10 protein-coding genes are annotated in these 12,678 nt (G+C 33.2%); 9 read left to right on the forward strand and 1 reads right to left on the reverse strand.

Going from position 1 to position 12,678, the window contains the following annotated elements:
* The first annotated feature begins 81 nt into the window (after positions 1 to 81).
* From ACWJKE_RS01180 to purD, 8 genes are all read left to right on the forward strand, one after another.
* The gene (locus ACWJKE_RS01180) at positions 82 to 3,876 is read left to right on the forward strand and encodes a phosphoribosylformylglycinamidine synthase (protein WP_216303979.1); all 3,795 of its coding nucleotides are present in this window, start codon (positions 82 to 84) and stop codon (positions 3,874 to 3,876) included.
* A 254-nt stretch (positions 3,877 to 4,130) separates the two neighbouring features.
* A complete protein-coding gene (purE, locus tag ACWJKE_RS01185) occupies positions 4,131 to 4,610 on the forward strand; it encodes a 5-(carboxyamino)imidazole ribonucleotide mutase (protein WP_216303980.1) in 480 nt (159 codons plus the stop codon).
* A 95-nt stretch (positions 4,611 to 4,705) separates the two neighbouring features.
* Positions 4,706 to 5,371 carry a phosphoribosylaminoimidazolesuccinocarboxamide synthase gene (gene purC / locus ACWJKE_RS01190; RefSeq protein ID WP_253198258.1) on the forward strand — a complete coding sequence of 222 codons (666 nt, stop codon included), beginning with the start codon at positions 4,706 to 4,708 and terminating at the stop codon, positions 5,369 to 5,371.
* 60 nt (positions 5,372 to 5,431) lie between these two features.
* On the forward strand, positions 5,432 to 6,856 hold the full coding sequence (purF, locus tag ACWJKE_RS01195; protein ID WP_216303996.1) for an amidophosphoribosyltransferase: 1,425 nt from the start codon (positions 5,432 to 5,434) through the stop codon (positions 6,854 to 6,856).
* 9 nt (positions 6,857 to 6,865) lie between these two features.
* Positions 6,866 to 7,864 carry a phosphoribosylformylglycinamidine cyclo-ligase gene (gene purM / locus ACWJKE_RS01200; RefSeq protein WP_216303982.1) on the forward strand — a complete coding sequence of 333 codons (999 nt, stop codon included), beginning with the start codon at positions 6,866 to 6,868 and terminating at the stop codon, positions 7,862 to 7,864.
* Positions 7,852 to 8,472 carry a phosphoribosylglycinamide formyltransferase gene (gene purN / locus ACWJKE_RS01205; protein ID WP_216303983.1) on the forward strand — a complete coding sequence of 207 codons (621 nt, stop codon included), beginning with the start codon at positions 7,852 to 7,854 and terminating at the stop codon, positions 8,470 to 8,472. The genes purM and purN overlap by 13 nt, the downstream gene beginning before the upstream one ends.
* 2 nt (positions 8,473 to 8,474) lie before the next feature.
* On the forward strand, positions 8,475 to 9,977 hold the full coding sequence (gene purH, locus ACWJKE_RS01210) for a bifunctional phosphoribosylaminoimidazolecarboxamide formyltransferase/IMP cyclohydrolase (RefSeq protein WP_462959103.1): 1,503 nt from the start codon (positions 8,475 to 8,477) through the stop codon (positions 9,975 to 9,977).
* 11 nt (positions 9,978 to 9,988) lie between these two features.
* Positions 9,989 to 11,239 (forward strand): phosphoribosylamine--glycine ligase, encoded by a 1,251-nt coding sequence (purD, locus tag ACWJKE_RS01215; protein WP_462959104.1) that lies wholly within the window; start codon positions 9,989 to 9,991, stop codon positions 11,237 to 11,239.
* Positions 11,240 to 11,291: 52 nt separating this feature from the next.
* Here purD and ACWJKE_RS01220 read toward each other — a convergent pair whose 3' ends face one another.
* Positions 11,292 to 12,044 carry a TSUP family transporter gene (locus ACWJKE_RS01220; protein WP_216303986.1) on the reverse strand — a complete coding sequence of 251 codons (753 nt, stop codon included), beginning with the start codon at positions 12,042 to 12,044 and terminating at the stop codon, positions 11,292 to 11,294.
* A 293-nt stretch (positions 12,045 to 12,337) separates the two neighbouring features.
* Here ACWJKE_RS01220 and ACWJKE_RS01225 point away from each other — a divergent pair, with 293 nt between their 5' ends.
* Positions 12,338 to 12,676 carry an RDD family protein gene (locus tag ACWJKE_RS01225; RefSeq protein ID WP_220285945.1) on the forward strand — a complete coding sequence of 113 codons (339 nt, stop codon included), beginning with the start codon at positions 12,338 to 12,340 and terminating at the stop codon, positions 12,674 to 12,676.
* Positions 12,677 to 12,678 lie beyond the last annotated feature (2 nt).

Consider the following 12,678-nt stretch of genomic DNA (forward strand, 5'->3'; position numbering starts at 1 on the left):
ATTATAATGTGATTATAACGAATTATAAAAGAAAATCATTGTTTAATATTCGTATAAATATAAATTTTGGAGGTATTAATCATGAAAGATAAGATATATAGGTTATATGTAGAGAAAAAAGCGAACTATAATGTTGAAGGTGAAAAAAAACTAAGAGATATAAAAATAAATTTAGGTATATCGAACTTGGATGGGCTTAGACTAGTTAATAGATATGATGTTATGGGAATAACCAAGGAGCAGTACCTAATGTCAAGGAATACAATATTTTCAGAACCTACAGTAGATCAGGTTTATGATGAAGAGTTAGATATTCAAAAGTACGATACTGTATTTGCTATTGAATTTTTGCCTGGACAATATGATCAGAGGGCAGATTCAGCTGCTCAATGTATACAAATTTTAACTCAAGAGGATAAACATATAGTTAAAAGTGCAAGAGTTATAGTGTTAAAGGGAAATATTACTAATGACGAACTAAATAAAATTAAAGAGTATTGCATAAATGCCGTAGACTCTAGAGAAACAGGGTTTGATAAACAGAATGATTTACAGCAAAGGTTTAATGAGCCAGAACAAGTAAAAACAGTAGAATCTTTTATTGAGATGAATGATACGGATTTAAAAGAGTTCTTAAAAAGTAATGGACTTGCTATGAGCTTTGAGGATTTGAGATATTGTAGAGATTATTTTAAAGAAACGGAAAAGAGAGACCCATCTATAACGGAGATAAAAGTTATAGATACGTATTGGTCAGATCACTGTAGGCACACAACTTTTAATACTGTAATTGAGGATGTTTACATAGAAGATGGTAAATATTCTAAACCAATTAAGATGGCTTACGCGGAATATTTAAATACTAGAGAGTTTGTTTATGATAAATCAAATAGGGACGTAACACTTATGGATATGGCTGTTATTTCCATGAAAGATTTAAGGAAACAAGGGAAATTAAAGGACCTTGATGTTTCAGACGAAATAAACGCCTGCAGTATAATTGTGAAAGCAGACATTGAAGGAGAGAAGGAAAAGTGGCTAGTAATGTTTAAAAATGAAACCCACAACCACCCTACTGAGATAGAACCTTTTGGTGGTGCAGCTACTTGTCTCGGTGGATCAATAAGAGACCCATTATCAGGTAGAAGCTATGTGTATCAGGCAATGCGTGTTACTGGCTGCGGTGATCCAAGGACGAAAATTTCAGATACAATAAAAGGCAAACTTCCTCAAAGAAAAATAACCCTTGAAGCTGCTCATGGATTTAGTTCTTATGGAAATCAGATAGGACTTGCTACAGGACTCGTTTCTGAAGTTTATGATGAAGACTTTGTGGCTAAAAGAATGGAAGTAGGGGCAGTTATTGGAGCTGCACCTTATAAGAACGTAGTCCGTGAAAAACCAATGGCATCTGATGTTGTTATACTTCTTGGTGGCAAAACAGGACGTGATGGATGCGGAGGAGCTACGGGTTCATCTAAGCAGCATAGCGAGAGCTCAATACTAACTTCAGGATCAGAAGTTCAAAAGGGTAATGCGCCTACAGAAAGAAAGATTCAAAGATTATTTAGAAATCCAAAGGTTACGACGCTTATAAAAAGATGTAATGATTTTGGTGCAGGCGGAGTATCCGTAGCTATAGGGGAACTCGCAGATTCACTTATAATAAATTTAGACAAAGTCACTAAAAAATACGAGGGCTTAGATGGTACGGAGCTTGCTATATCAGAATCCCAAGAACGTATGGCTGTTGTTGTTAGGCGCGAAGATGCTGTCGTATTTATAAAGCTAGCAGAAGAAGAAAATTTAGAGGCTGTAGTGGTGGCGAAAATAACTGATGATAATAGGCTTAAAATGGTATGGAAGGGAAAAACTATTGTTGATGTGAGTAGAAGTTTCTTAGACACAAATGGAGTTAATCAGCGTATTAATGTAAAAGTAGCAGCACCTAAAGAGAATGAATACTACTTTTCAAAAGATTTAAAATGGAGCGAAGGTAATTTAAAATCAATAAAAGATTTATGGAATTCTAATCTATCAGACTTAAATGTTTGTAGTCAAAAAGGATTAGCTGGGAGGTTTGATAGCACAATAGGAGCAGGAACGGTGTTAATGCCTTTTGGTGGAAAATTTCAGAAAACACCAATTCAGTCCATGGTAGCAAAATTACCTGTACTTCGCGGAGATACAACCACTGGTACAATAATGTCCTATGGGTACAATCCTAAATTATCAAAATGGAGTCCATTCCATGGAGCTGCTTATGCAGTAATAGATTCTGTAACAAAGGTAGTGGCTAGTGGGGCTAATTATGAAAATATTAAACTAACATTTCAAGAGTATTTTGAAAAATTGTCAAAAGAACCGTATAAGTGGGGTAAACCATTTTCATCACTTTTAGGGGCATTACATGTACAAAAACAATTCAGCATAGCGGCTATTGGTGGAAAAGATAGTATGTCAGGTACCTTTAATGATATGAATGTACCGCCAACGCTTATATCCTTTGCTGTCGATGTTATAAATACAGATAAGGTTATATCTCCAGAGTTTAAAAATGGAGATAGTCAGGTTGTTTTAGTTTATGCAAATACTTGTGAAGATGGATTACCTGATTTTGGCGAGCTTCGTCAAAACTATAAATTGGTAAAGAAGTTAATAGATAGTGGCAAGGTGTTATCAACCTATGCAGTAGGGATGGGAGGTCTGTCAGAAGCTATATCAAAAATGTGCTTTGGTAATAAAATAGGATTTGAATTTAAAGAAGATATTCAGGTGGAAAGCATATTTAAAGAGGATTATGGCAGCATTGTAATGGAAATAGATAAATGCACGCTTTCAGAGTTAATTAAAGAGAATTTAAATATTAAGATACTTGGGCATACTCAGGTAGAACCATTTATCAAAGTCTTAGGGGAAACTATTAGTCTAGAAGAAGCGTTAAGTAATTGGGAAGGACCTTTAGAAAGTGTATTTAGCACGAAAGTAAATACTAGTAAATTAAATATCAGAAATGATAAAATTTATGCAAGTGTTGAAAATCCAAAATTTAAATCGGCTCCTGCAATTAAAATAGCAAAGCCTAGAGTTATAATTCCTGTGTTTCCGGGTACTAATTGTGAATATGATTCTATGAGAGCCTTTGAAAGGGCTGGAGCTGAAGTGGAAATTATGGTAATAAAGAATCTATCATCAAGGCATATTGAAGAATCTATAAAAGCTATAGCAGAAAAAATAAAAAGCTCTCAAATTGTTATGCTTCCAGGTGGATTCAGTGCTGGTGATGAGCCAGATGGGTCTGGTAAATTTATTGCTACATTCTTTAGAAATCCTATAATACGCGAAAGCATACATCAGTTATTAAAAAATAGAGATGGGTTAATGCTCGGAATATGCAATGGCTTTCAAGCCTTAATAAAACTTGGGTTACTGCCCTTTGGTGAAATAACGGATATAACACAAAACAGCCCAACCTTAACGTATAATGAAATTGGTAGACATGTATCTTGCACAGTGCAAACTAAAGTGGTTTCAACCCTGTCTCCTTGGCTTAGTAATTTAAAAGTTGGAGATGTGCATTCAATTCCAGTATCACATGGAGAAGGTAGGTTTGTAGCAAATGAAGAAGTAATTAAAAAATTATTCGCAAGTGGTCAAGTAGCCACTCAATATGTAGACTTCGACGGAATGCCAAGTTATGATATAAACTTTAATCCTAATGGTTCAATGCATGCTATTGAAGGAATCACTAGTTTGGATGGAAGGGTTTTCGGTAAAATGGGTCACTCTGAAAGAGTAGGCGTTAACACTTTAAAAAATATTATTGGTGAGAAGGATCAAAAGATATTTGAGGCAGGAGTAAATTATTTTAAATAAAAGATAAGAAGCAGTAAGGGTACAAATTGTGCCCTTGCTGCTTCTTTTTTATTTTTTTGGAATTCGGATATAAAAAACTAGTTTAACTTAAAAATGCGAACAATTTATTAATGATAGTAATTAAACGTACATATATGTAGAAGAAACACGAACGATAATAATAAAAATAGCATTAATGCATTGACTTAACGAAAAAAAACTGTTAAGATGAAATTATAAAAGTTGTTATTTAATTACATTGGGGAGGTAATAAAATGAAGGTAGGAGTTATTTTTGGAAGTAAATCAGATAAGGATATAATGAAAAATGCAGCGATAGCACTTAAGGAATTTGATGTAGATTATGAAGTACATATTCTCTCAGCTCACAGAGTACCAGAAAAATTAAAGGAAGTAATAAATGAAATGGAATATAATGGGGTAGAATGTATCATAGCAGGGGCAGGACTTGCAGCGCATCTTCCAGGTGTAATTGCATCACATACAGTAATGCCGGTGATTGGAGTGCCCATTAAAGCGGCTCTTGGTGGTATAGACTCACTACTTTCAATTGTTCAAATGCCAAAAGCAATTCCGGTTGCTACTGTGGGCATCAATAACAGCTATAATGCTGGAATGCTTGCAGTTCAAATTTTATCCCTTAAGTATATTGAACTTAAAAATAAATTAATTAAATATAGAGAAGAAATGAAAGAAAAATTTATAGCAGAGAATGAAGAAGATATAGAATTTTAAAATGAAAGTTAAGGAATGCGGTTTATAAATTAAAATTTGAGGAGTGATTGTTAGTGGAAAATTCAGTATTGTTATATGAAGGAAAAGCAAAAAAAATGTTTAGCACAGATAATAAGGATGAGGTCAGAGTATATTATAAAGATGATGCAACAGCATTTAATGGAATTAAAAAAGCTCAAATTGAGAAAAAGGGAATTTTAAATAATAGCATAACTACTATGTTATTTGAGTTATTAGAGAAAAAAGGTATAAAAACTCACCTTATTAAAAAAATAAGCGATAGAGAACAACTTTGTAAAAAGGTTGAAATAGTGCCTCTAGAAGTAATCGTAAGAAATGTTGCCGCTGGTAGCATGGCAAAACGATATGGAATAGAGGAAGGAACTAAGCTAAAAACAACAGTCCTCGAGTTAAGTTATAAAAATGATGAATTAGGTGATCCACTTATAAACGATTATCATGCAGTAGCAATGGGCCTTTCGACTTTTGACGAATTATTAGAAATATATAAAATGGCTTCAAAAATAAATGATATTCTAAAGGAAATTTTCTTTGAAAAAGATATTAATTTAATAGATTTCAAATTAGAGTTTGGGAGATTTAATGGAGAAATAATTTTGGCAGATGAGATATCACCAGATACTTGTAGATTTTGGGATGTTAAAACTGGAGAAAAATTGGATAAAGATAGATTTAGAAGAGATTTGGGTAATGTTACAGAAGCTTACGAGGAAATATTAAGTAGAATAAATAATAAATAAGATATATACAAGAAATAGTGGGGAGGGATTTCTTTGAATAAAGTTGTAGAATTAAACCAAATATCCATTAATGATGAAAATAAGCTAAAAGATGAAGATAAGTTTAAAGAGGAATGTGGTGTTTTTGGGGTTTTTTCACCGGATAAAGACTTAGATGTTGCATCTTTAACTTATTATGGACTTTATGCTTTGCAGCATAGGGGAGAAGAAAGTGCTGGGATAGTATATTCGAATGGAACTACCCTCACTTGTGAAAAGGCTATGGGCCTTGTGTGTGATGTTTTTAATGATGAAAAGATTAAACTAATGAAGGGTCATGCTGCCATAGGGCATGTTAGATATTCAACGACAGGAGGCAGTGAAGTAAAAAATGCACAGCCACTTTTAAGTAAATTTAGTCTTGGTGACATAGCTATAGCGCATAATGGTAATTTAGTAAATGAAGATGTCATAAGAGAATTACTAGAGGATTGTGGATATATGTTTCAAACATCCATAGATTCAGAAGTTATATTAAATCTAATTGCTAGAGGCGCAAAAAAAGGAATTGAAAAGGCCGTAGTGGATGCAATACAGGCTATTAAAGGGTCTTATGCAATAGTAATGCTTACAAAGGAAAAGTTAATAGGAGTTAGAGATCAAAATGGTATTAGGCCTCTTTGCATCGGGACAATAGGTAATAATTATATTCTTGCATCGGAAAGTTGTGCACTTGATGCAGTAGGTGCAGACTTTTTAAGAGATGTAAAGCCTGGTGAGATAGTAATAATAGATAAAAATGGACTTACATCAATTAATTTTGCGGAAAAAATTAAAAATGCAACTTGTTCATTTGAATATATATATTTTGCAAGACCAGACAGTACTATTGATGGGATTAACGTGTACACTTCAAGAGTGGCAGCTGGAGAACAGCTATTTAAAGAATCACCAGTCGATGCCGATATGGTTATAGGGGTTCCAGATTCAGGTATGGCCGCAGCAATAGGATATTCTAAAATATCTGGAATACCTTTTGGAATGGGTCTTATAAAAAACAGATATGTAGGTAGAACCTTTATAAGTCCCACTCAAGAAATTCGGGAAAGGGCAGTGTCTGTAAAACTAAACGCATTAAAAATAAATGTAGAAGGTAAAAGAGTTATTCTAATAGATGATTCAATAGTTCGCGGAACCACAAGTAAAAGATTAGTTGAAATATTAAAAAAAGCTGGAGCGAAAGAAGTTCATTTTAGGGTCTGCTCACCAGTAGTGAAATATCCATGTTATTTTGGAATAGATACACCTTATAGAAAAGATTTAATTGGGGCGAATACTTCCGTAGATGAAATTAGACAAGAAATAGGTGCAGATAGTTTAGGATATCTAAGCATAGATGGATTATTAAAATCTCTTGGTCATACTGAATTTTGTTTAGGGTGCTTTAATGGTACATATCCAGTATCAGCTCCATATGAAAATGAAAAAGAAAGATTAGAAAGGTAGGGGATATTCATGATAACTTATAAAGATGCAGGTGTTAATATTGAAGAAGGATACAAATCAGTAAAGCTTATAAAAGAATATGCGGCAGCCACATTTACAAAAGGTGTTTTAAACCATTTAGGAAGTTTTGCTGGTATGTTCGAAATAGGCGAGGGTTATAAAAATCCTATTTTAGTTTCAGGCACTGATGGAGTAGGTACAAAACTTGATATTGCATTTAGAATGAATAAATATGACACTGTAGGAATTGATTGTGTTGCTATGTGTGTAAATGATGTCCTTTGCCATGGTGCAAAACCACTTTTCTTTTTAGACTATATAGCTTGTGGTAAATTAGATTCTAAAGTATCATCACAACTGGTAAAAGGTGTATCTGATGGATGTATTCAATCAGGATGTGCACTTATAGGTGGTGAAACTGCGGAAATGCCAGGGTTCTATAGAGATGGGGAATATGATATGGCGGGATTTACTGTTGGCATAGTGGATAAACACAAAATTATTGACGGATCTGCAATCAAAGATGGGTATTCACTTATAGGTATTGAGTCAACAGGTCTTCATAGCAATGGGTATTCATTAGTTAGAAAATTAATACCAGATTTAGATATTGATTTTAATGGTGAAAAGATTGGAAAGACACTTTTGACTCCAACAAAAATTTATGTGAAAACTATATTAAGTCTTTTAGAAAAATTTGATATAAAGGGAATGGCACATATAACAGGTGGTGGTTTTTATGAAAACATACCTAGAATGTTTAGTGAAAAATTCACAGCAGTGGTAGATAAAAATAGTTTTAATACTCCAGATATTTTTAGGCATCTTATGTCTCTCGGGGTAACGCAGGAACATATGTTTAATACATATAATATGGGAATAGGATATGTATTATGCGTTGAAGATAAGGATACTTTAAAGATTATAAAGACAATTAATGATTTAGGGGATAGAGCATATAAAATTGGGCACGTTGAAGCTGGGGGTGCAGGAGTTTGCTTAAAATAGCTGTACTGATATCAGGGAGCGGAAGCAATCTTCAAGCAATAATAGATAATATAGAAAGTGGATACTTAAACTGCTCTATAGAAGCAGTAATTAGTGATAAAAAAGATGCATATGGCATAGAAAGATCAAAATCTAAAAATATAAAGACATATATATTAGATAGAAAACAGTTAGGTACTGGGGTTTCAGATGAAATATTAAGAATTGTCGACGGAAAAGTAGATCTAATAGTGCTTGCTGGGTTTTTATCTATACTTCAAGGGAAACTTCTTTGTGTATTTAAAAATAAAATTATTAATATTCACCCAGCGCTTATTCCATCTTTTTGTGGGGAGGGAATGTACGGTATGAAAGTTCATGAAAAAGCTATAGAATACGGTGTTAAAGTTTCAGGATGTACTGTCCACTTCGTAGACGAAGGTACAGACTCAGGACCAATTATAATTCAAAAGGTTGTAGATGTTTATAGTCAAGATTCAGCAAAAGATTTAAAGCTAAGGGTTTTAAATGAGGAACATAAAGCACTACCAGAAGCCATTAAATTAATAAGTGAGAATGAAATAGAAATTAAAGGAAGAAAAGTATTAGCTATTGGAAAGGTGGAGTAATAATGATTAAAACAGCGCTTATAAGTGTTTTTGATAAAGAGAATATTTTAGAACTTGCTACATCCCTTCAAAAAAATGGAGTAGAGATTATATCTACAGGTGGAACTTTTAAGTACTTAAAAGAAAATGGCATAAAAGTTTCGGAAATATCTGATGTTACAGGATTTGAAGAGATATTAGGTGGGAGAGTTAAAACATTACATCCAGTTATTCATAGTGGAATACTAGCAGTGAGAGATAATGAAGAACATATGGCAACTATAAAAGCTAAAGGAATAAAACCTATTGATATGGTAGTAGTTAATCTTTATCCTTTCTTTGATAAAGTATGCGAAGAGATAAATTTTCAAGAGAAAGTTGAATTTATTGATATCGGTGGACCAACTATGCTAAGGGCAGCAGCTAAAAATTTCAAAGATGTTATTGTACTAAGTGACACAACAGATTATCAAAATATTATAAAGAAAATGGATGATAAAGAAGAAGTGGATTTAAAAACTAGAAAATATCTAGCAGGCAAAGTGTTCAATTTAACATCAGCTTACGATGCAGCAATAAGTAATTTTTTACTGGGTGAGGATTCATATCCAGATTATTTGGCTGTTTCTTATAAAAAACAAATGGATTTAAGATATGGTGAAAATCCTCATCAAAGCGCAGCTTATTATATATCGTCTGCAGGAAATGGAGCAATGAAGGATTTTAATCAATTAAATGGCAAGGAATTATCTTATAACAATATAAAGGACATGGATATTGCTTGGAAGGTAGTATGCGAATTTGATGAAATTGCTTGTTGCGCGTTAAAACACAATACCCCTTGCGGCGTAGCTACTGGTAGCAGCGTACTTGATACATATAAAAAGGCATATGAATGTGATCCAATGTCTATTTTTGGGGGCATTGTTGCTTTTAACAAAAAGATAGATAAAGAAACTGCAGAAGAACTTATAAAAATATTTTTAGAGGTTATTATTGCACCAGAGTTTGATGAGGAAGCATTACTAGTTTTAAAAGGTAAGAAAAATTTAAGAGTCATAAAATGTTTAAGTAAAGCAGTTGGCACAAAAAATATTGTTAACGTCGATGGTGGAATATTGGTACAAAGTTCAGATGATAAATTAATAGATGATATAAAAGTAGTTACAAAGAAGGGCCCAACAAATGATGAAATGAAAGATTTGATATTTGCCATGAAAGTAGTTAAGTATGTTAAATCAAATGCTATTGTAGTGGTTAAAGATGGGGTGACTAAGGGGATTGGTGCAGGTCAGGTAAATAGAATATGGGCAGCAGAGCAATCATTAGAAAGGGCAGTAGATGCTACAATAATGGCATCAGATGCATATTTCCCATTTGGAGACGTTGTGGAGCTAGCTGCAAAATACAGCATAAAAGCAATTATACAACCAGGTGGATCTATAAATGATCAAAAATCAATAGATGCATGTAATGAAAATGGAATTTCCATGGTGTTTACGGGCACTCGACATTTCAAACATTAGGAGGCTGATTTATGAAGGTATTAGTTATTGGTTCTGGAGGACGCGAGCATGCTTTAGTATCAAAGGTTGCAGAGAATTCCATTGTCGAGAAGGTGTATTGTGCTCCTGGTAATGGTGGCACATGCAGAGAAAACAAGTGTGAGAATATTAATATTAGGCAAATAGATGAGCTTTTAGCATTCGCTATAAAAAATAAGATAGATATCACAATAGTTGGATCAGAGGAATGGCTGGTACAAGGTATAGTAGATAAGTTTAAACAAAAAGGACTTAAGATATTAGGACCTAGTGAAAAAGCGGCAAGGCTTGAAGGAAGTAAAGCTTATTCTAAAGAGTTTATGAAAAAATATGGTATAAAAACAGCTGTATATGAAGTTTTTGAAAATGAGAATGAAGCTATAGGGTATTTGAAAAACTGTGAATATCCTATAGTAATTAAAGCAGATGGCTTGGCAGCAGGTAAAGGAGTTATTATATGTAATGACTTTACTGAGGCGGAGAAAAGCATAAATGATTTTATGGTGTTAGATATATTTAAAGGTAGCGGAAAGAAAATTATAATTGAAGAGTTTTTAGAAGGCGTAGAATCGTCGATACTCTCCATAACAGATGGAAAAGTTATAATTCCTTTTGTATCTTCAAAAGATCATAAACAAATATTTGACGATGATAATGGACCTAATACAGGAGGGATGGGAGCTATAGCACCAAATCCATATTGTGATAAAGAGGTATTAGATGAATTTTGTGAAAATATATTAAAGCCTACGCTTAAAGGAATTCAAGAGGAAAAAATGGATTATACAGGCGTAATATTTTTTGGTATAATGATAACGAAAAAGGGTGTATATTTGCTTGAATATAATGTAAGGTTTGGAGACCCAGAGACGCAAGCGGTTCTTCCACTTATGAAAAGTGATTTTACAGAGCTTGTGATTAGCGCTATAGATGGTGAACTTAAAAACTTTAGATTAGAATGGAATGAAGGATATTCTTGCTGCCTAATTGCGGCATCGAAGGGTTACCCGGGAAAATACGATACAGGATTTGAAATAAGTGAGCGTAGTAAATTAGAAGGCAAGCTATTTCTAGCAGGTGCCACATGCGATGATGGTATTATGAGGACAGCTGGTGGTAGGGTTTTGGGAATAACAGGTCTTGGGCAAACACTTAAAAAAGCAAGGGAAATAGCTTATGATGATATGAAGAAAATTGAGTTTGATGCAATGTACTATAGAATGGATATTGGGATATTAAAATAACAAAAAAGGTAGATGATTTATAAATCATCTACCTTTTCATTATGTAAGCCTATTAAAAAATGCTTATAAGCATTTTCACGGCAACAGCTAAAGACATGGTTACAAATATAGGTTTTATAAGTTTTGAACCCTTATTTAACGCAACGCTTGTACCCACTTTAGCCCCTAAAATCATAGATATTGCAACAGGTACTCCTATCATGTAATTTATTTTACCACTTATGGCAAACAAAATTAGGGCTGTAATATTGCTTATAAAGTTTAAAATGCGGGCATTAGCGGAAGATACTACAAAGTTAAACCCGAAGATACTTATAAATCCAAATACTAAAAAGGAACCAGTTCCAGGACCGAAAAAACCATCATAAAAACCTAGAGAGAGAGCAAGTATTATACCGTATATAACATTTTTTTTAGTAAGCCCTTGAAATTTATCTTCAAGTCCTAAAGATTTAGAAAAAAGAGTATAAATTCCGATAAATAAGATGAGAATTAATACCAATCCATTTAGAAATTTTTGGTCTATATTTAGTACCGTTCTAACACCTAACATTGCACCTATGAATGTAAAGGGAATAAGATATTTTAAAAGCTTAAAATCAGCCTTGCCTGATTTTATAAATCCGAGAGAACTAGTAAAAGAACCAGCAGTGGCACTGAATTTGTTAGTGCCAAGCACCATGTGAGGAGGCAGACCTGCAAGCATAAAGGCAGGGACGCTTATTAAACCACCACCCCCTGCTATGGAATCTACAAAGGATGCTAAAAAACCAGCTATGCATAGAAGAATAATTTTAGTAATCATATGGCACCTACCTAAGTTTTATTATTTAAGAATGAATATAAAGTCCTACTATTAATATATATGATTTCTAAGATGTTGTAAAGGAGTACAGTGATGATTTAAGTCAAGTAATAATCAAAATAGAGTAGCATACTAATTTGTAATTTATTTGAATACTCCTTAATAGCCTATTGATTTATATGTAATATATACGTATTATATATAGATGGGATTAAAAAATTATAAATATTTCTCTAATGCGAAATTAACAAAATAAACTTTATGAAAATAATATAATATGGGGAGGATTTAAAATGGTAGAACAAAATGAAAAAACAATTGAAGCGGATAGTAACAAACAGGGTATTAGATGTGGAAATTCAAATGAGGTCAAAGCTATTAAACCTACTTTTGTAGATGCTTTTACAGCTAGCCTTATAGATTTGATAGTTATAGGGGCAATATCAACAGTAGGAGTATTTGTGATAGATGCGGTGATTAAATTAGCAGGATATGCTGTAGCTCAAAAGTTCCAAATGTCATTTATAATCTTTATGGTTGTTATGGTACTATACATGAGCATTATGGAAAGTGGAAAAACGTCTGCTACATTTGGTAATAAAGTATCTGGACTAATTATTACAAAAAGATAGGA

The sequence above is a fragment of the Clostridium sp. CM036 genome (genome assembly GCF_055081135.1).